Origin of the sequence: Streptomyces sp. NPDC004111 (assembly GCF_042874215.1) — a bacterium.
GTDB lineage: Bacteria > Actinomycetota > Actinomycetes > Streptomycetales > Streptomycetaceae > Streptomyces.
In genome coordinates this window covers 263,193-284,468 of the sequence record NZ_JBIAMU010000011.1, presented here as the reverse complement: position 1 = coordinate 284,468, position 21,276 = coordinate 263,193, and the positions used below count along the sequence as shown (strand labels likewise).

The window sequence follows — 21,276 nt, the reverse complement described above, 5'->3', positions numbered from 1 at the left end:
ACCCGGAACCACGAACCACCGATCAGGGTCAGTCACCGACCAGCAGGGAGTCATGACGTGCGGCCGGTAGGCAGTAAGTACCTCCTTGAGCAGCCGCTCGGACGCGGCGCCACCGGCACCGTCTGGCGTGCCCGCCAGCGGGAGACGGCGGGGGCCGAGGCGGCCGTCGCGGGCCAGCCCGGGGAGACCGTCGCGATCAAGGTCCTCAAGGAGGAGCTGGCGAACGACGCGGACGTGGTGATGCGCTTCCTGCGCGAGCGCTCCGTCCTCCTGCGCCTCACGCACCCCAACATCGTGCGCACCCGCGACCTCGTCGTCGAGGGCGATCTCCTCGCCCTCGTCATGGACCTGATCGACGGCCCCGACCTGCACCGCTACCTGCGCGACAACGGCCCCTTCACCCCGGTCGCCGCCGCCCTGCTCACCGCGCAGATCGCCGACGCGCTCGCGGCCAGCCACGCGGACGGCGTGGTGCACCGCGACCTCAAGCCCGCGAACGTACTCGTCGACGAGCGCGACGGCGCGATGAAGCCGATGCTCACCGACTTCGGCATCGCCCGCCTCGCGGACTCCCCGGGCCTCACCCGCACCCACGAGTTCGTCGGCACGCCCGCCTACGTGGCGCCGGAGTCCGCCGAGGGCCGCCCGCAGACCTCCGCCGTCGACATCTACGGCGCGGGCATCCTGCTGTACGAACTTGTCACCGGACGGCCCCCGTTCGCCGGCGGCACGGCGCTGGAGGTGCTGCACCGCCACCTCAGCGAGGAGCCGCGCCGCCCCTCCACCGTCCCCGAGCCGCTGTGGACGGTCATAGAGCGCTGCCTGCGCAAGGAGCCCGACGAGCGCCCCAGCGCCGAGAACCTGGCCCGCGCCCTGCGCACGGTCGCCGCCGGCATCGGCGTGCACTCCTCGTCCGCGCAGGTCGAGGCCGCGCTCGGGGTCGGCGCGCTGCTCGCCCCCGACCCGTCGCCCGCGCCGGTGCCCGACACCCCCGGCGCGGCCGACCCGACCCAGGTGCTGCCGAGCAACGCGGGATCGTACGACCCGGCCGCCGCGACCAGCGTGCTGCCCTCCACCGGCGCCCCCGGCGGGCACGGCCAGGGCGGTGGCCCGCGCGGCGCCGCCGACCCGACCGCCGTGATGCCGCCGGTGCCCCCGCACCCGGCGGGCGCCCCCGCGGGCTCGCCCTCCGGCCCCGGCCCCGAGGACCCGCACCCCTGGCAGAACCAGCTGCGCGCCGCCCGCGACCGCAACGAACAGACCTCCGTGCAGTACCTGGACCCGAGCCAGGACCCGCTGCGCCGCCGTCCGCAGCGCCAGCAGCCCCAGCGTCAGCAGCAGCCCCCGCAGCCGCAGCGCCAGCAGTACCAGCCGCAGCGTCAGCAGCCGCCGCAGCAGCAGTACGCGCCGCAGCACCAGCAGCACCAGCCCCAGCAGCGGTACGCGCCCCCGCCGCCGCAGCAGCCCCAGCAGCCGCAGGCGCCCGCCCCGCGCGAGCCCAGGCCGCCCCGCGAGCCGCGCCGCCGCAGCGCCAACCCGATGCGGATCCCCGGCCTCGGCTGCCTCAAGGGCTGCCTGTTCACCCTGCTCCTGCTGTTCGTCGGAGCGTGGCTGATCTGGGAGCTGACCCCGCTTCAGGAGTGGATCGGCACCACGAAGGGCTTCTTCGACCAGATCGGCGACGTGTTCACCAGCATCAAGGACTTCTTCGCGGACCTCGGCGGCTCGAAACCGTAGGCGATCACATAGACATGTCGACTTCTGGGGGCGAAATCCACACGGATTTCGCCCCCAGAAGTACGGAATGACGCCGTGCACGGGCCATCCTGGGCATGCAACGCCCCGTCGGCGGCGTACTTTGAGGGCCGACGCCAGCCGCTGAGGGAGCAGTCTTGGCACGGAAAATCGGCAGCCGGTACACCGCCCACCAGATCCTGGGGCGCGGCAGCGCGGGCACGGTGTGGCTCGGCGAGGGACCCGAGGGGCCCGTCGCCATCAAGATGCTGCGCGAGGACCTGGCCTCCGACCAGGAACTCGTCGGCCGCTTCGTGCAGGAGCGCGCGGCCCTGCTCAAGCTGGACCACCCGCACGTGGTCGCCGTCCGCGACCTGGTCGTCGACGGCAACGACCTCGCGCTCGTCATGGACCTCGTCCGGGGCACCGACCTGCGCACCCGCCTCGACCGCGAGCGCCGCCTGGCCCCCGAGGCGGCCGTCGCCATCGCCATCGACATCGCCGACGGCCTCGCCGCCGCGCACGCCGCCCAGATCGTGCACCGCGACGTCAAGCCCGAGAACGTCCTGCTCGACATGCAGGGCCCGCTCGGCCCCGGCGGCGCGCACCCCGCCCTGCTCACCGACTTCGGCGTCGCCAAGCTGATCGACACCCCGCGCCGCACCAAGGCCACGAAGATCATCGGCACCCCGGACTACCTGGCCCCCGAGATCGTCGAGGGCCTGCCGCCGCGCGCCGCCGTCGACATCTACGCGCTGGCCACCGTCCTGTACGAGCTGCTGGCGGGCTTCACCCCGTTCGGCGGCGGACACCCGGGCGCGGTGCTGCGGCGCCACGTGACCGAGACCGTCGTCCCGCTGCCCGGGATCCCCGAGGAGCTCTGGCAGCTGATAGTGCAATGCCTGGCGAAGGCGCCCGCCTCCCGGCTGCGGGCCTCCGAGCTCGCGGCCGGACTGCGCGAACAGCTGCCGCTGCTGGCCGGGATGCCGCCGCTGGACGTCGACGAGCCCGAGGCCGAGAGCCCGGCCGCAGGCGAGCAGGCGGGGTACGAGACGGAGGCCGGGCAGGGCGCCGAGCCCGCGCGGCCCCGCCGGGGCGCGGTCCCGCTGGTGCCCGGCTCCACCGCCGACTCCAACCGGGACACGCACACCTCGATGCGGGTGCCCGCACCGGACGAGCTGGCGGGCGGCCCGCTGGGCACCGCCCGGGTGCCCCGCACCGCCGGGGACCGGCGGCCCGGCTCCGCCCGCCACCGCTCCGAGCTGCGCCGGCGCCGGCTGATCATGACGACGGCCGGGGTCGCCCTGCTGGCCGCGGTGGGCGTGGGCGGCTGGCTGGCCGCCACCTCCTCGGAGGACGAGAAGCCGCCCGCCCCGGACACCAGCCAGTCGTCCCCGGTCAGGCCCTGACCCGCCGCACCCCGCGGGGCCGGGCCCGGAGCGCCCGGCCCCCGAGCGCCCGGCGCCGGGCGGGCCCCGGGCCCGGCCGGGCCGTCCGGCGGGTGGAAAAGGCCTCCCGGCCCGGCCCCCACCCCGTACCGGTTACGCTGGTCCCGTGGCAGTCGTCGATGTATCCGAAGAGCTGAAGTCCCTCTCCTCGACCATGGGGTCGATCGAGGCCGTCCTGGACCTCGAAAAGATGAGGGCCGACATCGCCGTGCTCGAAGAGCAGGCCGCGGCCCCGTCCCTGTGGGACGACCCGGACGCCGCGCAGAAGATCACCAGCAAGCTGTCGCACCTCCAGGCCGAGCTCCGCAAGACCGAGACGCTCCGCGGCCGGATCGACGACGTCGCGGTGATGTTCGAGCTGGCCGCCGACGAGGACGACGAGGACGCGCTCGCCGAGGCCGAGACCGAGCTGGTCTCCGTGCGCAAGGCGCTGGAGGAGATGGAGGTCCGCACCCTCCTCTCCGGCGAGTACGACGAGCGCGAGGCGCTGGTCAACATCCGCGCCGAGGCCGGCGGCGTGGACGCCTCCGACTTCGCCGAGCGCCTCCAGCGCATGTACCTGCGCTGGGCCGAGCGGCACAACTACTCCACCGAGGTCTACGAGACGTCGTACGCGGAGGAGGCCGGCATCAAGTCGACCACCTTCGTCGTCAAGGCGCCGTACGCCTACGGCACGCTCTCCGTCGAGCAGGGCACCCACCGCCTCGTGCGCATCTCGCCGTTCGACAACCAGGGCCGCCGCCAGACGTCCTTCGCCGGTGTCGAGGTCCTCCCGGTCGTCGAGAAGACCGACCACGTCGAGATCGACGAGTCCGAGCTGCGCGTCGACGTGTACCGCGCGTCGGGCCCCGGCGGCCAGGGCGTCAACACGACCGACTCCGCGGTCCGCCTGACGCACATCCCGACCGGCATCGTCGTCTCCTGCCAGAACGAGCGCTCCCAGATCCAGAACAAGGCGAGCGCCATGAACGTCCTCCAGGCGAAGCTCCTCGAGCGCCGCCGCCAGGAGGAGCAGGCCGCGATGGACGCCCTCAAGGGCGACGGCGGCAACTCCTGGGGCAACCAGATGCGTTCATACGTCCTGCACCCGTACCAGATGGTCAAGGACCTGCGCACCGAGTTCGAGGTCGGCAACCCGCAGTCGGTGCTCGACGGCGAGATCGACGGCTTCCTCGAGGCCGGCATCCGCTGGCGCAAGCAGCAGGAGAAGTAACGCGCACGACGTCGCGCAGAGCAGAGGTGAGCGCCGGACCCCGGAGGGGTTCCGGCGCTCTTCCGTTCCGGAACCCGGGCCCGGATATGTCACAGGGCTGTGCACATCGGGCGGGCAAGTGATCGGAAAAGCGGCATCGCGGTCGGAACGACCTTGACGTAAATCTTCACCCTGGGGGAATGTGGCGGGCAGCATGCGTATGTCTGGGGCGGGTGTGAACGGGGGCGAGCAGGCGGCCTCTTGAGAAGTGGTCCCGTGAACTGACATCCCCGCCAAGGCCGTTGCCCCTGCATAGCTGCTCCATCGACGCACGAATTCGTAGAGCCAGCCGAAGAGCCCGCCCACGGGCGGGCTCAGCTACTGGGGGTAGCAACCAGATGACCAACAAGATGCGGGTCCGCGTCGCGCGGATCGCCGCCGGAGCGGTGATCGCCGCCGGTGCGTCGCTGACCGCCGCGGGCGTCGCCCAGGCCGTCGGCCCCGACACGGGTGCGGGCGTGCAGGTCGACGCCGGCGCCCTCCAGGTCAAGGCCGGGATCGACGCGGCCGACCCGGGCGACCCGGGCAAGGACCCCGCCGACCCGGCGGACCCGGCCGACCCGAAGCCGCCGACCGACCCGGCGGACCCCGCCGATCCGGCCGACCCGGCCGATCCCGCGGACCCCGCCGACCCGGCGGACCCGGCCGACCCGAAGCCGCCCACGGACCCGACGGATCCCTCGGACCCGTCGGACCCGAAGCCGCCGACCGACCCGACGGACCCCTCGGACCCGAGCGACCCGAAGCCGCCGACCGACCCGACGGACCCCTCGGACCCGTCGGACCCGAAGCCGCCCACGGACCCGACGGACCCCTCGGACCCGAGCGATCCGAAGCCGCCGACCACGCCGCCCACCGACCCGACGAAGCCGCCCACCGGCACCCCGTCGACCCCCGGTGACGCCACGGGCGGCAACAACAACACCGGGCAGAGCGGTGGCGCCGGCGACAACACGGACGTCGACTCCGTCGCCAACCGTCCCGTCGAGCAGGCCAAGCCCAAGGACGAGCTGGCCGCGACCGGCGCGGGCGACACCACGCTCCTGCTGGTCGGCGCCGCGACGATGATCGCGGGCGGCATCGGCTTCCGCTTCCTGCCCCGCCTCACCGGCAACGGCGGCAGCGCGGCCTGACGCACGCCGCAGCGGGCACCGCACGCACGCGAAGAGGGGCCCGGAGCGCACATCGGCGCTCCGGGCCCCTCTTCCGTGTCCCTGCCGTTCCTCGTACCCGTGGAAGCCGCTACGCGGCCTGGTGCGCCACCAGCGCCATCGCCGCCACCAGGACCACCAGCAGCGCCAGCAGTGCCGCCGGGCTCAGCTGGGCGAAGGGGCTCTCCTGCTGCTCCAGACGCTGCCTGCTCGCCCGGCACGTGGGGCAGCGGCCCTCGGCCACCGGCCCCGCGCAGTTCGCGCACACCAACCTGTCATAGGTCATGCGCTCTCCTCCTCGGCTACAGGCCGTACGCCGGCCCCGGGGCCGTACGCATCGTTCTCCCGCGTTTTCCCCGCGTTCGCTCCGTACAACGCCTGGAGAAACACATCCGTTCCCCTCCACTGTGCCAGCCGCGCGCCGCATTCGCGCGGCCCGGGTCCCAAGGCCCCCGGCAAACCGGAGCAAACCCCTCACCCGTGGGCAGCAGCCTGCGAGGTCGTGGCCGGGTCGCGTATGGTCACGCTCACCTACCCCCGGCGACCGTGGTGCACCTGTGATCCGATTCGACAACGTGTCCAAGTCCTACCCGAAGCAGAACCGGCCCGCGCTGCGGGACGTCTCCCTGGAGGTCGAGAAGGGCGAGTTCGTCTTCCTGGTCGGTTCCTCCGGCTCCGGCAAGTCCACCTTCCTGAGGCTGCTGCTGCGCGAGGAGCGCGCCAGCCAGGGCCAGGTGCACGTCCTGGGCAAGGACCTCGCGCGCCTGTCCAACTGGAAGGTGCCGCAGATGCGCCGCCAGCTCGGCACCGTCTTCCAGGACTTCCGGCTGCTGCCCAACAAGACGGTCGCCGAGAACGTCGCCTTCGCGCAGGAGGTCATCGGCAAGCCGAAGGGCGAGATCCGCAAGGCCGTCCCCCAGGTGCTCGACCTGGTCGGCCTCGGCGGCAAGGAGGACCGGATGCCCGGCGAGCTCTCCGGTGGTGAGCAGCAGCGCGTGGCCATCGCGCGGGCCTTCGTCAACCGCCCCATGCTGCTGATCGCGGACGAGCCGACCGGCAACCTCGACCCGCAGACCTCCGTCGGCATCATGAAGCTGCTGGACCGCATCAACCGCACCGGCACCACTGTGGTGATGGCGACCCACGACCAGCAGATCGTCGACCAGATGCGCAAGCGCGTCATCGAACTCGAGAAGGGCCGTCTCGTACGCGACCAGTCTCGCGGCGTCTACGGCTACCAGCACTGAAAGGACGCCGATGCGCGCCCAGTTCGTCCTGTCGGAGATCGGTGTCGGTCTCCGCCGGAATCTCACGATGACCTTTGCCGTCATCGTCTCCGTGGCTCTCTCCCTCGCCCTCTTCGGCGGCGCTCTGCTGATGCGCAACCAGGTCAGCGAGATGAAGAGCTTCTGGTACGACAAGGTCAACATCTCGATCTACTTCTGCAACAAGAACGACGCGGAGACCGGCGTCCCGCAGTGCGGCAAGGGCGCGGTCACCGCCGACCAGAAGAAGCAGGTCGAGGCCGACCTGAAGAAGATGGACGTCGTCGAGAGCGTCTTCTACGAGAACGCGGACCAGGCGTTCAAGCACTACAAGGAGCAGTTCGGCGACACCCCGATGGCCAACGTCATCACGCCGGACCAGATGCAGGAGTCCTTCCGCGTCAAGCTCAAGGACCCGCAGAAGTACAAGGTGGTGGCCACCGCCTTCGCCGGCCGGGACGGGGTGCAGTCCGTCGAGGACCAGCGCAGCATCCTCGACCAGCTCTTCGAGCTGATGAACGGCATGAACATCGCCGCCCTCTTCCTGATGGGACTGATGCTCGTCATCGCGCTGATGCTGATCGTGAACACCGTCCGGGTGTCCGCGTTCAGCAGACGGCGGGAGACCGGCATCATGCGCCTGGTCGGCGCGTCCAGCTTCTACATCCAGGCGCCCTTCATCATGGAGGCCGCGGTCGCCGGCCTCATCGGCGGCGCCCTCGCCTGTGTGCTGCTGGTGCTGGGCCGGTACTTCCTGATCGACCACGGCCTCGCGCTCGCCGACAAGATGGAGCTGGTGCAGTTCATCGGCTGGGACGCGGTCCTCACCAAGCTCCCGCTGGTGCTCGCGATCAGTCTGCTGATGCCCGCGCTCGCCGCCTTCTTCGCCCTGCGCAAGTACCTGAAGGTGTGACGGCGGCAGCCCCGTTGTGATCGACGCCTCGCGCGTCCCACGTGCCCCGTACGGCAACAAGCCGTACGGGGCACGGTGTTTGTCCTAGACTGCACGCCATGCCTGGACCGGAATTCGGTGTCCGGCCCCGCGGACTGTGCCGCGGGGCGGCCCTGTCATTGGTCCTCGCGGGCGCGCTGGCGACCGTCTCGGCGACCGGTTCCTGGTCGTACGACGACGGCGCCGACCCCGCCGCGGCCGCCCGTCCCGCCCCCGCGCGGGCCACCGTCGCCGCCAAGGCCACCGAGGACGCCGTCGCCAGGGCAGCCGCCGAGGCGGTCGCCGACGGCAAGTCCGGCAAGGAGGCGGCCGAGGAGGCCGTCAGCCGCAGCGGCGACCGCTGGGGCGCGGTCTACGACCCGGCGGAGTACCGGGAGTTCGAGCAGTCCCTGGACGGCGAGTACACCGGCGTCGGCCTGTGGGCCAAGCAGGGCGCCGACGGCCGGGTCGACGTGGCCAGGGTCCAGCCGGGCTCGCCCGCGGCCAGGGCGGGAGTGCGCCGCGGCGACCGGCTGCGCAGCGTCGACGGCCACCGCGTGGAGGGCCGCCCCGTCACCGAGGTCGTCTCGCTGCTGCGCGGCGACCGGGCCGGCCGGCCCGCGGACCGGGCGGGCACCCAGGTGGCCCTCGGCCTCGGGCGCGGCGACCGGGAGTGGACCGAGAAGCTGCGCCGGGCCACCCTCGCCACCGAGGCCGTCACCGTCGAGGACCTCCCCGACGGCGCCCGGCTGATCAAGGTCGCCTCGTTCACCAAGGGCACCGGCGGCCGGGTCCGTGACGCGGTGCGCGCCGCCCCCCGGGGCAAGGGCATCCTGCTCGACCTGCGGGGCAACCCGGGCGGACTGGTGGGCGAGGCGGTCACCGCCGTCTCGGCCTTCCTCGACGGCGGACTGGTGGCGACGTACGACGACCGGGGCAGACAGCGGGCCCTGCACGCGGAGCCGGGCGGGGACACCGCGAGACCGGTGGTCGCGCTCGTCGACGGCGGGACGATGAGCGCCGCCGAGCTGGCGGTGGGCGCGCTCCAGGACCGGGGCCGGGCCCTGACGGTCGGCTCGCGCACCTTCGGCAAGGGCTCGGTGCAGAAGCCGAGCACCCTGGCGGACGGCTCGGTCGCCGAGCTGACCGTCGGCCACTACCGCACTCCCGCGGGCCATCTCCTCGACGGCCGGGGCATCACCCCCGACCTCGCCGTCACCCAGGGGGCCAAGGAGCGGGCGCAGACAGTATTGAGTGGCCTTCAGGGGGGCTCGTAGTGCGAAAATGACCGCACTATGGCTAAGGAAAAGGACCCCAAGCGCAAGATCATCGCGCAGAACAAGAAGGCCCGGCACGACTACACCGTCCTCGACACCTACGAGTGCGGACTCGTGCTCATGGGCACCGAGGTGAAGTCCCTGCGGCTCGGCAGGGCGTCGCTGGTGGACGGCTTCGTGCAGATCGACGGCGGCGAGGCGTGGCTGCACAACATCCACGTACCGCTGTACTCGCAGGGCACCTGGACCAACCACGCGGCCAGGCGCAAGCGCAAGCTGCTGATGCACCGGGCGGAGATCGACAAGCTGGAGTCGAAGTCCGGCGAGACGGGCCACACGATCGTGCCGCTCGCGCTGTACTTCAAGGACGGCCGGGTCAAGTGCGAGATCGCGCTCGCCAAGGGCAAGAAGGAGTACGACAAGCGCCAGACGCTGCGCGAGAAGCAGGACACGCGGGAGACCAACCGCGCCATCGCGGCGGTCAAGCGCAAGGAGCGCGGCCACCTGTAGGCGCCGTCACGCGGACCGGGCCGGCCACGCGGGAATTGGCTGGCATCGTCGGACGTTGGTCACGTACGATGGACGCATCGCACCCCACATGGTGATGGGTCAGGCGACGGAGAAGGTGGCGCAGGCCGCCGGATCCACTTTGAAAAATCAACATGGGGATGATCGGTTTCGACAGCGGATGTCGAAGCAGGGGAAGCGTGTCGAGGAAGCGGCAATGATCTCGTTAACCATATGTCGCAACCAATAATCGCCAACACCAAGCGCGATTCCTTCGCCCTCGCTGCCTAAGTAGCGACTTGCGAAGTGTCAGCCCGGGGGTGATCCCGACCCGGATCCTGGCATCATCAAGGGATCTAAACTCCTAGACCCGGTCACGGGGCCTGGGAGGAAATCAAACAGTGACTGAGCCCGTCGGAGACTTGTCTGCGTGATCTCCGGGGCCGAGAAAATCGCAGCAGACTGCACACGGAGAAGCCCTGGTTCTGCACCGTTGGACGCGGGTTCGATTCCCGCCATCTCCACAATTCCCATGGTTGAGCGAAGGCCCGACTGCCACCGGCAGTCGGGCCTTCGTCGTACACTCCGGCGGTCGTACGCCGCTGTACTCCCCGACGGTCGAGAGGGGGCGATGGTTGTACGGCGTCGTTGTCGTATGCGTCACGTGATGTCTTATGCACACCATAAAGCCCCCTTTAATCGGGCAAAACGGACGCGGAAGGCCACGTTCCGGCTCTCGATATGTCATTGATGTGTGACAACAGCGCACTCGGGAGAAGCGCTGTCACCCGCGTGCGCTACATTCATCGTCCGGGTGCAGTGTGATAGGGGCTCTTGGACGGGTGGGGGCCGGTCCAACGATGTCGACCAGTGAGTCGCGCGCGCCCACCGATGAATCAGTCAGTGGGGGATGTGCGGACAGCTGTGAACAATATGCAAAAGGGTGCCGAGACCGGGCAGACCCGACAGATACGTCAGATACGCGACGTGGACGACCGGACGATGCAGCTCGATTCGCTGGGATCCGAGTTCGCCCGCCGAGGCCGCCCCGCACCCGTGCTTCCCGAGCTGTCCACGGACGACGGCGACGGCCCGGTGTTCGTCGACGAGAGCGGTCGCCGCGGAAAGAAGTTCCGCAGGCTCGGCTGGGTGCTCGGTGCGATATGCGCCGTGTACGCGGCGATGCTCGTCGCCTCCCTCATCGGAGGAAACTCCTTCGCCCCCTCGCTGGGGCTGATCCCGGGCGAGAAGTCCGAGGAGAAGGCCGAGAAGGTCAAGTCCGAACCCAGCCCCACCCCTTCGGTTCCCAAGGCCGGTGACCTCCCCCCGGTCGGTGGCAACCAGCTCCCCGGCAACGACGCCGCCCAGACGCCCGGCACCAACGGCAAGGTGCCCGCCGGCGGCAGCAAGGGACCCGACCCCAAGAACACCCCGGCGGGCACCAAGCCCCCCGTCACCCCGCCCGACAAGCCCGGCGGCGCCGCTGCCGCGGCGGCCGGCGGCGGTGCCGCGGCCGGTGGCGGAGCAGCCGCCGGCGGTGCTGCCGCGGGCGGCGCGGCGGCCGGTGGCGGTGCTGCCGCGGGCGGTGGCGCGGCGGCCGGCGGCGCGGCGAACAACGGCGGCGCGGCGAACAACGGCGGCGCAGCGAACAACGGCGGGGCCGCCGACGGCGGCGCGGCCCCCGGTGGTGCGGCCGACGGCGGCGCGACCCCAGGCGGTGCGGCCGGTGAGCCCACCACAGACCCCGAACCTCCCGTGGACCCCAACCCGGCTCAGTAGAAGGCACGGCACGTAGATGTCCAACCCTCGCAGGCGTTCCTCCCAGGGCGCCCGCCGCTCAGCCGCGCGCACACGCTCCCGGCGGCGCTGGTTCCCCATGCGGTACCTGCTGCCGCTGCTGGTGCTCGGCGCGCTGATGGCGATGCTGATGCTGCGCGGCTACGTACACAGCGAGATCGAGTCCGACCAGCGCGTGCGCCAGTCGATCGACTCGTTCACCGTCCCCAAGAACATCCTTGAGGGCGGACCGGTCATCGACGCCCGGGACCCCAAGAACAAGAAGCCCGAGGCGCTGCACGTCCGGGACAAGCACGTCGTCATCACCTTCGACGACGGTCCGGACCCCACCTGGACGCCGCGCGTCCTGGACAAGCTGAAGCAGTACGACGCCAAGGGCGTCTTCTTCGTCACCGGCACCATGGCCACCCGTTACCCGGAACTGGTCAAGCGAATCGTCGACGAGGGCCACGAGCTGGGGCTGCACACGTTCAACCACCCCGACCTCTCGTACAAGACCAAGAACGGCATCGACTGGCAGTTCTCCCAGAACCAGCTGGCCATCGCCGGTGCCGCCGGGGTGCACACCTCGCTGTTCCGGCCGCCGTACTCCTCCACGTCCAGCGCGATGGACGACGCGAGCTGGCCGGTCGCCAAGTACGTCGGCGAGCTGGGCTACCTCACCGTCGTCAACGACACCGACAGTGAGGACTGGAAGCGGCCGGGCGTCAAGGAGATCATCAAGCGCGCGACGCCCAAGACCACCAAGGGCACCATCGTCCTGATGCACGACTCCGGTGGCGACCGCTCGCAGACCGTGGCCGCGCTGGACCAGTTCCTGCCGGACATGCAGAAGCGCGGCTTCAAGTTCACCAACCTCACCCAGGCCCTCGGCGCGCCGTCCGCGCACACCCAGATCACCGGCCTGGAACTGTGGAAGAGCAAGGCGTTCATCGCCGCGATCTACGTCTCCGACCACATCACCGACGTGCTGACCGTCGGCCTGGCCATCGTCGGCTCGCTGGTCATCGCCCGCTTCGTGATGATGCTGGTGCTGTCCTTCGCGCACGCCAGAAAGGTCAGGAAGCGCGGCTTCCGGTGGGGGCCGCAGGTCACCCGCCCGGTCACCGTGCTGGTCCCCGCGTACAACGAGCGCGAGTGCATCGCCAACACCGTCCGCTCGCTGATGTCCAGCGACCACCCGATCGAGGTCATCGTCATCGACGACGGCTCGACGGACGGCACCGCCGACATCGTCGAGCAGATGCGACTGCCCAACGTCCGCGTCGTGCGCCAGCTGAACTCGGGCAAGCCCGCCGCCCTCAACAACGGCATCCGGCACGCCCGTTACGACATCATCGTGATGATGGACGGCGACACGGTCTTCGAGCCGTCCACCGTCCGCGAACTGGTCCAGCCGTTCGGCGACCCGCGCGTCGGCGCGGTCGCGGGCAACGCGAAGGTCGGCAACCGCGACTCGCTGATCGGCGCCTGGCAGCACATCGAGTACGTGATGGGCTTCAACCTGGACCGCCGTCTGTACGACATGCTCGGCATCATGCCGACCATCCCCGGCGCGGTCGGCGCCTTCCGCGCGGACGCACTGCACCGCGTGGGCGGCATGAGCGAGGACACCCTCGCCGAGGACACCGACATCACCATGGCGTTCCACCGCGACGGCTGGAAGGTCGTCTACGCGGAGGACGCGCGCGCCTGGACCGAGGCGCCGGAGTCCGTGCAGCAGCTGTGGTCCCAGCGCTACCGCTGGTCGTACGGCACCATGCAGGCCATCTGGAAGCACCGCCGCTCGATCATCGAGAAGGGCCCCTCGGGCCGCTTCGGCCGGGTCGGCCTGCCGATCGTGTCGCTGTTCATGGTGCTCTTCCCGCTGCTCGCCCCGCTGATCGACATCTTCCTGCTGTACGGCCTGATCTTCGGCCCGACCGTCAAGACGGTCATCGCCTGGTTCGGCGTACTGGCGCTCCAGGGCATCTGCGCGGCCTACGCGTTCCGCCTGGACAAGGAGAAGATGACCCATCTCGTGACGCTGCCGCTCCAGCAGATCCTGTACCGCCAGATCATGTACGTCGTGCTGCTGCAGTCCTGGATCACCGCCCTCACCGGTGGCCGGCTCCGCTGGCAGAAGCTGCGCCGGACCGGCGCGGTCGAGGCGCCGGGGGCCCTGCCGGGCCAGCGGCGCGACCAGTCCCAGGAGAGGTGGCCGGTCGGATGAGCCACGGATATCCGGGGGCGAACGGAGACGCGTACGGCGACGAGGAGGGCTCCATACCCCCGCCGCCGCCCCCGCAGGGCGGTGGCTGGCCCAGGGTGCGCAACAACCCGGGACCCTCGATGTACGGGCAGGCCTCCAACGGCTACCCGCAGGCCGGCGGCTACCCCCAGCAGCAGGCGCACCCCCAGCAGCAGGCCCACCCGCAGCAGGGCGGCTACGCCCCGGACGCCTACGTCCCCGAGCCGTACGCCCCCGAGCCCTACGGCAACGACGCGTACGGCAGGGACGCCTACGGCCGGGAGGCGTACGGGAACGACGGGTACGCCCCGGACCCGTACGCCCACGGCGACGGCCACTACGGGAACGGCCGCCAGGGCGCGGACGCCTACGACGACGGCCGGCCCGGCAACGACGGTTTCGGCACCACCACCGCCTTCCCGCAGCAGGAGGAGGAGCAGGAGCAGACCCCTGCCTTCGCCCGCACCGCGGTCCAGGACCCGCCCCGCCCCCGCGCCGACTCCGGCCGGGGCGAGGAGGGGGACGGGGAGAAGAAGGAGGCGCCCAAGAAGCCGGGGCGCGACCGCTACCTCGACCTGCTGCGCGCCATCGCGCTCGTCCGCGTCGTGTTCTTCCACGTCTTCGGCTGGGCCTGGCTGACGATCATCTTCCCGTCCATGGGTGTGATGTTCGCGCTGGCCGGCTCGCTGATGGCGCGTTCGCTGGCCCGGCCCGCGATGAGCGTCATCAAGAGCCGTATCCGGCGACTGCTGATCCCGTTCTGGCTGTTCTCGGTCTTCATGCTGGTGTCGCTCTTCCACGGCGGGTGGAAGCCCAACGCCGACGAAGAGCCGATCATGTGGTGGTGGATCAAGCTCATCTGGTGGTTCGTGCCGATCGGGGCGCCCCAGGCGCCCTGGGAGGCGGGATCCGAGGGCGGTCTGCTGGGGCTGGACTGGGCCGCGCAGGCCTCCGGTCCGCTCTGGTACATCCGCGCGTACCTGTGGTTCGTGGTGCTGTCCCCGCTGATGCTCAAGGCGTTCCGCAAGCTGCCCTGGGTGACGATGCTGGCGCCGCTCGCGCTCTCCGCCGTCCTCGGTCTCAAGCTGATCGAGATCCCCGGCGAGACCGGCAACGCGGTCCAGGACTTCACCACCTTCGCGTCCTGCTGGATCCTCGGCTTCGCCCACAACGAGGGCACGCTGAAGAAGCTCAAGGCGTACATGATCCCGACGTTCTCGGCGTTCGTGATGGCGCTGGGGCTCTGGTGGGCGGCCACGCACATCGGCGAGGCGGGCTGGAACTTCGACGAGATCCCGACCGCCAACGCCCTGTGGTCGCTGGGCTTCTGCGCGATCCTGCTGCACTACTCGCCGTCCTGGCAGGAGTTCCCGGACAAGCTCAAGGGCTTCGACACCCCGATCACCCTGGCCAACAACCGGGCCGTGACGATCTATCTCTGGCACGAGATGGCGATCATGCTGGCGGTGCCGATCATCGACCAGATGTGGAGCCTGCCGCTGGGCATCGGCGAGCTGATCAGCCCGTACCTGGGCAAGCTCTACCAGGTGCTGATGTTCGTCCTCGCCTGGCCGCTGATCGCGCTGTTCATCGCGAGCTTCGGCTGGACGGAGGACTTCGCGGCCAAGCGCAAACCGAGACTCTGGCCCAACGGCGCGAAGAACCCCAAGAAGCAGCCCGCCGCCCGCTAGCGCGGTGCGCTGCGCCCCGCCCGTCCGCCCCTCCGCCGGGGCGGGCGGGCGTTCGCGTGTGCGGCGCCGCTGCCTTTCGTACGGTACGGGGATGATTCGCGACGGCATCGAACTCCGCCCCTCGACCCTGGACGACGCCCCGGCGCTGGCTGCGGCGCTGCGGCGCAACCGCGCCCACATGCGGCCCTGGGAGCCCAGGCGCCCCGAGAGCTTCTTCACCGAGGAGGGCCAGCGCACCCGGCAGGCGGCCCTGCTCGCGGAGCGCGAGGCCGGGCGGGCGGTGCCCTGGCTGCTGGTGGACGGCGAGCGGGTGGTCGGCGGCCTCACGCTGACCAACGTGGCGCTCGGCCCGTTCCGCAGCGCGCAGCTGGGCTACTGGATCGATGCCGCGTACGGCGGTCGCGGGCTGGCCACGGCCGCGGTGCGGCGGGTGTGCGAACTGGCCCGCACCGAGGTGGGGCTGCACCGGGTGGAGGCGGCGACGCTGCTGACGAACGCGGGCTCGCAGCGGGTGCTGGAGAAGTGCGGGTTCGAGGCCATCGGGGTGGCCGGGCGGTATGTGCACATCGACGGGCAGTGGCGGGACCACCGGCTGTTCCAGCGGGTGCTGCACGACGGCCCGCCGGAGTAGCGGGCCGGGGGTAGGGGGACGGGGGTGGTTCAGCCGCGGGTCAGGGCGTGCAGGTGGCCCTTGTTGTCGTGGAGCGGGTGCGGGGGCAGCTCGCGCACGAAGGCGAAGCCGGCCTTCTCGGCGACGCGGCAGGAGCCCGTGTTGGCGACCGCGTGGAAGAGCTCCAGCCGGACCAGCCCGTTCGCCCCGTACGTCGCGAACGCCCAGCGGGCCAGCGCGGAGACCGCCCGGGTGGCCACCCCGCGTCCGCGCTGCGGGCCCGCCGTCCAGTAGCCGACCTCCGCCGTCGTTCCGCCCGGCGCCAGGCCCTTGAGGACCACCTGGCCCACCACCTCGCCCGTGCCGTCGGCCGTGACGGCGTCCGCCGTGACGGCGTCGGCCGTGACGGCGAAGGACAGCCGGGTGCCGGTCGCCCAGGCCCGCCGCTGGTCCGCCAGCCACCTCCGCGCGTCCGCCTCCGTCGCCACCTCGATGCTGACCGTGCTCATGTCGGAGGCGCGGCAGAGCGCGGTCAGCCCGGCGGCGTCAGCGGCGCGCCAGGGGCGCAGGGTCAGGCCGTCCGCGGACACGGTGGGTTCGGTGGTCGTCATGTGATCACGGTACGGCGCGGTACCGGGGGTTCCGGTGCGGGGCGGGGGCGGGCACTCTGGTGGGTACGGCGACCCCGGAGGGCATCGGCATGGGCTCGGGCGGTGTGGGCGGCACGCACGCATGGTGGTTCGACTCCGGACGGGTGTGTCTGGACCTGCTCGCGACCCGGGCCCGGGGCGAGGAACTGCTGGGCCGGCCGGTGCGGTTGGGGGAGTGGCTGGCCGGCTCCGGACTGGTGCCCGCCGGTACCCGGCTGCGCGGCGTGGACGACGAGTGGGTGCTGCGCTTTCGCCAACTGCGCGAATGCGTAAGGGAGTTGTTCGGCGGTGGGCGGGGCTCCGACGCCGCGCTGGAGCAGATCAACGCGCTCGCCGCGGTCGCCCCGCCCGCACCCCGGGCGGTCCGCGCCGCCGACGGCTCGCTGGTCTGCGTGCTGGCCGCCGAACCGCGCTGCGAACAGCTCCTCGCGGCCGTCGCCCGGGACGCCGTCGGCCTCCTCACCGACCCCGCGGCCCGCGCCGCGCTGCGCCGCTGCGAGGGCGACAACTGCGCCCGGCTGTACCTCGACACCTCCCGCGGGCACCGCCGCCGCTGGTGCTCCAGCGAGGTCTGCGGAAACCGCGAGCGCGTCGCCAGACACCGCCGCAGGGCGGCCGTGGCCGCGCAGGCGTAGAGCCGGTACGGGGCGAACTCCCGGCGGCGGCTGGGCGGGCGGCAGGAGGCCGCGGGGCGGGCGCGCGGGGGCGCGCTCCGGCGTCGTACAAAAGAATCTTGCGCTCCTGTTGAGCGTGGCGCATCCACCGCGCGTATGGAAGGTCGATGAATACCCAGAGGGTCTCGACCGGGAGGTCCAAGGTGCGCGAGGATGCCGCCGTGGCCGATGACCGTCCGCGACGGGCCCGGCATCGCAGCAGCAGAGAGAGCGTCAACTCCGCATGCGGAGAAGAGGAGTTGATGCGTGCTCTCTATCGCGAACATGCCGGCCCGCTGCTCGCCTTCGTGTTGCGTCTCGTCGCCGGTGACCGCCAGCGTGCCGAGGACGTCGTGCAGGAGACGCTCATCCGTGCCTGGAAGAACGCCGGCTCGCTCAACCGGGCGACCGGCTCCGTCCGCCCCTGGCTGGTGACGGTCGCCCGGCGCATCGTCATCGACAACCACCGCAGCCGGCAGGCCCGGCCGCAGGAAGTCGAACCGTCACCGCTGGAGGTCATGCCCGCGGAGGACGAGATCGACAAGGCGTTGTGGCTGATGACCCTCTCGGACGCGCTCGACGATCTGACACCGGCCCACCGGGAGGCGCTCGTCGAGACCTACTTCAAGGGGCGTACGGTCGGCGAGGCGGCCGAAGTCCTCGGCGTACCCAGCGGGACGGTGCGCTCCCGGGTCTTCTACGCGCTCCGCTCGATGAAGCTGGCACTTGAGGAACGAGGAGTGACGGCATGACCCCACCGGACTTCCCGCCGCCGGACCGGGAGCACGCCGACCTCGAACCCGTCCACGAGGCCGTCGCCGCGTACTCCCTCGGCATTCTGGACGAGCACGAGAGCGCCGCGTTCGAGGAGCACCTGGCCGGCTGCAACCACTGCGCCGCCCAGCTCGACGGCTTCGCGGGCCTGGAGCCGATGCTGGCCGCCCTGGCCCAGCCGCCCGGCCCGCCCAAGGAGCCGGTGCCGCCGGGCCCCGCCCTGCTGCCCGCGCTGGTGGACGAGGTCGCCGCCCAGCGCGCCCGCCGCAAGCGGCGCGGGCTCTACCTGGTGGCCGCGGCGGCGGCGGTGGTCATCGGGGGCTCCGGCGCGGTCGTCGTCGCGTCGACCGGCGGCGAGCGGCCCGGCGTCACCGCCCGGCCCGACCCGCACCCCACCGGCCCCGCCGAGGACGCCTTCTTCCACCACATGACGAGGAAGACCGGGGCCACCGACCCCACCACCGGGGTCACCGCCACCGTCGGCACCGAGGCCAAGGGCTGGGGCACTCACGCCGTCCTGGAGCTGAAGAACGTCCGCGGCCCCCTCAAGTGCAGCCTGGTCGCCGTCTCCAGGACCGGCGAGGAGGAGGTTGTCTCCAGCTGGTCCGTGCCCGCGTGGGGGTACGGAATCCCCACCAGCACCCATCCGAGCGCCAGGAACCCGCTGTACATCCACGGCGGCGCGGCCATGGCGGCCTCCGACATCGACCGCTTCGAGGTCCGGACATTCGACGGCAAACCCCTGGTGAAAGTCGAGGCCTGACATAACGGTCCCCTTCGCGTACGGTTGACGGCTGCCCAGTGCACGTCAGAAGGGGGCCTCGGTGGCCGCGCAGGATGCCGCTGTCGATTCGGTCCGCGACCGGGAGATCGGCGCGGAACAGGATCATCTGGATCGGGTGTACCGCCGTCTTGAGGAGAAGATCCACGAGGCCGAGTTCCTGATGAACGACGCCGCCCAGCGCGGCCAGGTGGGTACGCCCGGCGCGCTCGCCGAGCGCGACGCGCAGGTCTTCCGGGCGGGGGTGCACCTCAACCGCCTCAACAACGAGTTCGAGGACTTCCTCTTCGGCCGGATCGACCTGCTGCACGGCAAGGACGGCAAGAAGGGACCGGACGGCGCCTTCACGTCGATCGAGCCCGCCGACGACGCCGTGCGGCAGGACGCCGCGGGCGCGGTGAGCGCCGACATCGGCGAGACCCTGCACATCGGGCGGATCGGCGTCCTGGACGCCGACTACGCCCCGCTGGTCATCGACTGGCGGGCACCGGCCGCCGCCCCGTTCTACCGCTCCACCCCCAAGGACCCGGGCCGGGTGGTGCGCCGCCGGGTGATCCGTTCCAAGGGCCGCCGGGTGCTGGGCGTCGAGGACGACCTGATGCGGCCCGAGCTGACCGCGTTCCTGAACGGCGAGCAGCTCGCGGTGCTCGGCGACGGCGCCCTGATGGCCGCGCTCGGCCAGGCCCGCAGCCACACCATGCGCGACATCGTCTCCTCCATCCAGGCCGAGCAGGACCTCGTCATCCGGGCCCCCGCCGCCTCCGTCACCGAGGTCGCGGGCGGCCCCGGCACCGGCAAGACGGCGGTCGCGCTGCACCGCGCCGCCTACCTCCTCTACCAGGACCGGCGCCGCTACGCGGGCGGCATCCTGATCGTCTCGCCGACGCCGCTGCTGGTCTCGTACACCGAGGGCGTGCTGCCCTCGCTCGGCGAGGAGGGCCAGGTGGCGATCCGGGCGCTGGGCTCGCTGGTCGACGGTGCCGAGGCGACCACGTACGACGAACCGAACATCGCCCGCATCAAGGGCTCCTCGCGGATGCTGAAGGTGCTGCGCAAGGCGGCCCGCGGGGCGCTGGAGACGCCCGTCGCGCCCGCGGCGGAGCGGGCCGAGGAAGCGGGCCAGCTGTCCTTCGGGGACTTCGGGGACGCGGACGACACCGAGGAGGTGCGGCCCGCCGTGCGCACCGACCTGCTGCGGGTCGTCGCCTTCGGCTCCCGCATCGAGCTGGAGGCCGCCGACCTCCAGCGCATCCGCAACACCGTCCTCGGCGGCACCGCGCCGGTCAACCTGCTGCGCCCGCGCGCCCGCAGGCTGCTACTGGACGCCCTGTGGTCCCGCTCGGGCGGGCGCGGCCGGCACACCGACCCGGAGCTGGCCGCCGAACTGCGCTCCTCCTTCGACGACGACGTGTCCTCGGAGGACTCCTTCCTGGAGTTCCTGGACGCCTGGTGGCCCGAGCTGACCCCGCGCGGGGTGCTCGCCTCGATGGCCGACGAGAAGCGGCTCGGCCGGTGGGCGCGGCGGGTGCTGAACCCGCGCGAGGTGCGGCAGCTGGCCCGCTCGCTGGCGCGCGAGGAGCTGTCCGTCCACGACGTGGCCCTCCTCGACGAACTCCAGCTGCTGCTCGGCACCCCCGCGAAGCCGAAGCGCAAGCGCGAGTACGACCCGCTGGACGCGCTCACCGGCCTGGAGGAGCTGATGCCGCAGCGCGAGGAGACCCAGTGGGAGCGCGCGGAGCGGCTCGCCGCCGAGCGCACCGAGTACGCGCACGTCATCGTCGACGAGGCGCAGGACCTCACCCCCATGCAGTGGCGGATGGTCGGCCGGCGCGGGCGCACCGCCACCTGGACGGTGGTCGGGGACGCGGCCCAGTCGTCCTGGACCGACCCGGCGGAGGCCGCCGAGGCCCGCGACGAGGCACTGGGCACGCGCCCGCGCCGCACGTTCGAGCTGACCGTCAACTACCGCAACCCGGCGGAGATCGCCGAGCTGGCGGCGAAGGTGCTCGCGCTGGCCGCCCCGGACATGGAGGCGCCGCGCGCGGTGCGCTCGACGGGGGTGGTGCCGCGCTTCGCCGTCGCGGCGGACGATCTGGAGACGGCCGTACGGGACGAGGCGCGGCGGCTGCTGGAGCAGGTGGACGGCACCGTGGGCGTCGTCGTGGCCATGAACCGGCGGGTGCAGGCCAGGCGTTGGCTCGCGGAGCTGGGGGAGCGGGTGGTCGCGCTCGGCAGCCTGGAGGCGAAGGGGCTGGAGTACGACGCGACGGTCGTGGTGTCGCCCGCGGAGATCGCGGAGGAGTCCCCGGCCGGGCTGCGGGTGCTGTACGTGGCGCTCACCCGGGCGACGCAGCAGCTCACGGTGGTGTCGGGGAAGCGGGACGGCGCCGGCGCGGACGGGGTTCCGGCGCTGTTGCGGGACTGATTTCGAGTCAACTGGCCCACGGGGAATCACTTCCCGGGAGGGTTTGTTAGTCTCGAATGTGACACCGGCTCGATCCAAGCCCCCGGGCCCAACCTTAGTC

Annotated in this window: 18 protein-coding genes and 1 other RNA gene; 17 read left to right on the top strand and 2 right to left on the bottom strand. The window is 71.7% G+C overall.

Translation table 11 applies throughout. The features are described from left to right. Nucleotides 1–57 precede the first annotated feature (57 nt). The 4 genes from ACFYVL_RS22900 to ACFYVL_RS22885 all read left to right on the top strand — a co-directional run bounded on the left by ACFYVL_RS22900 (nt 58) and on the right by ACFYVL_RS22885 (nt 5,567). Nucleotides 58–1,737 (top strand): protein kinase, encoded by a 1,680-nt coding sequence (locus ACFYVL_RS22900; protein WP_389247598.1) that lies wholly within the window; start codon nt 58–60, stop codon nt 1,735–1,737. Nucleotides 1,738–1,892: 155 nt separating this feature from the next. Continuing rightward, the gene (locus ACFYVL_RS22895; RefSeq protein WP_389247596.1) at nt 1,893–3,143 is read left to right on the top strand and encodes a serine/threonine-protein kinase; all 1,251 of its coding nucleotides are present in this window, start codon (nt 1,893–1,895) and stop codon (nt 3,141–3,143) included. A gap of 145 nt (nt 3,144–3,288) precedes the next feature. Continuing rightward, nucleotides 3,289–4,395 carry a peptide chain release factor 2 gene (prfB, locus tag ACFYVL_RS22890; protein WP_389247594.1) on the top strand — a complete coding sequence of 369 codons (1,107 nt, stop codon included), beginning with the start codon at nt 3,289–3,291 and terminating at the stop codon, nt 4,393–4,395. 377 nt (nt 4,396–4,772) lie between these two features. Continuing rightward, on the top strand, nt 4,773–5,567 hold the full coding sequence (locus ACFYVL_RS22885) for a hypothetical protein (RefSeq protein ID WP_389247592.1): 795 nt from the start codon (nt 4,773–4,775) through the stop codon (nt 5,565–5,567). Between the two features lie 109 nt (nt 5,568–5,676). Here ACFYVL_RS22885 and ACFYVL_RS22880 read toward each other — a convergent pair whose 3' ends face one another. Further along, a complete protein-coding gene (locus tag ACFYVL_RS22880) occupies nt 5,677–5,871 on the bottom strand; it encodes a hypothetical protein (protein WP_389247590.1) in 195 nt (64 codons plus the stop codon). A gap of 271 nt (nt 5,872–6,142) precedes the next feature. Between ACFYVL_RS22880 and ftsE the strand changes: the two genes are divergently transcribed. The 9 genes from ftsE to ACFYVL_RS22835 all read left to right on the top strand — a co-directional run bounded on the left by ftsE (nt 6,143) and on the right by ACFYVL_RS22835 (nt 15,914). Next, nucleotides 6,143–6,832 (top strand): cell division ATP-binding protein FtsE, encoded by a 690-nt coding sequence (ftsE, locus tag ACFYVL_RS22875; protein WP_266653284.1) that lies wholly within the window; start codon nt 6,143–6,145, stop codon nt 6,830–6,832. A 10-nt stretch (nt 6,833–6,842) separates the two neighbouring features. Continuing rightward, on the top strand, nt 6,843–7,763 hold the full coding sequence (gene ftsX / locus ACFYVL_RS22870; RefSeq protein ID WP_389247588.1) for a permease-like cell division protein FtsX: 921 nt from the start codon (nt 6,843–6,845) through the stop codon (nt 7,761–7,763). A 98-nt stretch (nt 7,764–7,861) separates the two neighbouring features. Next, nucleotides 7,862–9,058: a S41 family peptidase gene (locus ACFYVL_RS22865; RefSeq protein ID WP_389247586.1), complete on the top strand. Its 1,197-nt coding sequence runs from the start codon at nt 7,862–7,864 to the stop codon at nt 9,056–9,058. 18 nt (nt 9,059–9,076) lie between these two features. Next, on the top strand, nt 9,077–9,568 hold the full coding sequence (gene smpB, locus ACFYVL_RS22860; protein WP_389247584.1) for an SsrA-binding protein SmpB: 492 nt from the start codon (nt 9,077–9,079) through the stop codon (nt 9,566–9,568). 154 nt (nt 9,569–9,722) lie between these two features. Continuing rightward, nucleotides 9,723–10,092, top strand: a transfer-messenger RNA (tmRNA) gene (gene ssrA, locus ACFYVL_RS22855). 397 nt (nt 10,093–10,489) lie between these two features. Continuing rightward, nucleotides 10,490–11,344 (top strand): hypothetical protein, encoded by an 855-nt coding sequence (locus ACFYVL_RS22850; RefSeq protein ID WP_389247582.1) that lies wholly within the window; start codon nt 10,490–10,492, stop codon nt 11,342–11,344. Nucleotides 11,345–11,360: 16 nt separating this feature from the next. Further along, complete coding sequence (locus ACFYVL_RS22845; RefSeq protein WP_389247580.1) at nt 11,361–13,574, top strand: bifunctional polysaccharide deacetylase/glycosyltransferase family 2 protein; 2,214 nt, start codon at nt 11,361–11,363, stop codon at nt 13,572–13,574. Further along, complete coding sequence (locus tag ACFYVL_RS22840; RefSeq protein ID WP_389247578.1) at nt 13,571–15,283, top strand: acyltransferase; 1,713 nt, start codon at nt 13,571–13,573, stop codon at nt 15,281–15,283. The genes ACFYVL_RS22845 and ACFYVL_RS22840 overlap by 4 nt, the downstream gene beginning before the upstream one ends. Before the next feature lie 91 nt (nt 15,284–15,374). Continuing rightward, nucleotides 15,375–15,914: a GNAT family N-acetyltransferase gene (locus ACFYVL_RS22835; protein WP_389247576.1), complete on the top strand. Its 540-nt coding sequence runs from the start codon at nt 15,375–15,377 to the stop codon at nt 15,912–15,914. A gap of 29 nt (nt 15,915–15,943) precedes the next feature. Here ACFYVL_RS22835 and ACFYVL_RS22830 read toward each other — a convergent pair whose 3' ends face one another. Beyond that, entirely contained in the window at nt 15,944–16,504 is a 561-nt protein-coding gene (locus tag ACFYVL_RS22830; protein ID WP_389247574.1) for a GNAT family N-acetyltransferase, read from the bottom strand. 89 nt (nt 16,505–16,593) lie between these two features. Between ACFYVL_RS22830 and ACFYVL_RS22825 the strand changes: the two genes are divergently transcribed. The 4 genes from ACFYVL_RS22825 to ACFYVL_RS22810 all read left to right on the top strand — a co-directional run bounded on the left by ACFYVL_RS22825 (nt 16,594) and on the right by ACFYVL_RS22810 (nt 21,176). After that, nucleotides 16,594–17,178, top strand: coding sequence for a CGNR zinc finger domain-containing protein (locus ACFYVL_RS22825; protein ID WP_389247700.1), 585 nt, complete (start codon nt 16,594–16,596; stop codon nt 17,176–17,178). A gap of 146 nt (nt 17,179–17,324) precedes the next feature. Beyond that, nucleotides 17,325–17,948, top strand: a complete 624-nt coding sequence (locus ACFYVL_RS22820) for a sigma-70 family RNA polymerase sigma factor (RefSeq protein ID WP_389247572.1) — start codon at nt 17,325–17,327, stop codon at nt 17,946–17,948. Further along, nucleotides 17,945–18,733 (top strand): zf-HC2 domain-containing protein, encoded by a 789-nt coding sequence (locus tag ACFYVL_RS22815; protein ID WP_389247570.1) that lies wholly within the window; start codon nt 17,945–17,947, stop codon nt 18,731–18,733. The genes ACFYVL_RS22820 and ACFYVL_RS22815 overlap by 4 nt, the downstream gene beginning before the upstream one ends. 61 nt (nt 18,734–18,794) lie before the next feature. Next, nucleotides 18,795–21,176 carry a HelD family protein gene (locus ACFYVL_RS22810; RefSeq protein ID WP_389247568.1) on the top strand — a complete coding sequence of 794 codons (2,382 nt, stop codon included), beginning with the start codon at nt 18,795–18,797 and terminating at the stop codon, nt 21,174–21,176. Nucleotides 21,177–21,276 lie beyond the last annotated feature (100 nt).

Bases quoted from the DNA above. Each gene is read 5' to 3' on its own strand.
- ACFYVL_RS22880 (WP_389247590.1), bottom strand. From the start codon at position 5,871: ATGACCTATGACAGGTTGGTGTGCGCGAACTGCGCGGGGCCGGTGGCC.
- ACFYVL_RS22835 (WP_389247576.1), top strand. From the start codon at position 15,375: ATGATTCGCGACGGCATCGAACTCCGCCCCTCGACCCTGGACGACGCC.
- ACFYVL_RS22840 (WP_389247578.1), top strand. From the start codon at position 13,571: ATGAGCCACGGATATCCGGGGGCGAACGGAGACGCGTACGGCGACGAG.
- ACFYVL_RS22845 (WP_389247580.1), top strand. From the start codon at position 11,361: ATGTCCAACCCTCGCAGGCGTTCCTCCCAGGGCGCCCGCCGCTCAGCC.
- ACFYVL_RS22865 (WP_389247586.1), top strand. From the start codon at position 7,862: ATGCCTGGACCGGAATTCGGTGTCCGGCCCCGCGGACTGTGCCGCGGG.
- ACFYVL_RS22820 (WP_389247572.1), top strand. From the start codon at position 17,325: ATGAATACCCAGAGGGTCTCGACCGGGAGGTCCAAGGTGCGCGAGGAT.
- smpB (WP_389247584.1), top strand. From the start codon at position 9,077: ATGGCTAAGGAAAAGGACCCCAAGCGCAAGATCATCGCGCAGAACAAG.
- ACFYVL_RS22830 (WP_389247574.1), bottom strand. From the start codon at position 16,504: ATGACGACCACCGAACCCACCGTGTCCGCGGACGGCCTGACCCTGCGC.
- ftsX (WP_389247588.1), top strand. From the start codon at position 6,843: ATGCGCGCCCAGTTCGTCCTGTCGGAGATCGGTGTCGGTCTCCGCCGG.
- ACFYVL_RS22825 (WP_389247700.1), top strand. From the start codon at position 16,594: ATGGGCTCGGGCGGTGTGGGCGGCACGCACGCATGGTGGTTCGACTCC.
- ACFYVL_RS22815 (WP_389247570.1), top strand. From the start codon at position 17,945: ATGACCCCACCGGACTTCCCGCCGCCGGACCGGGAGCACGCCGACCTC.
- ACFYVL_RS22885 (WP_389247592.1), top strand. From the start codon at position 4,773: ATGACCAACAAGATGCGGGTCCGCGTCGCGCGGATCGCCGCCGGAGCG.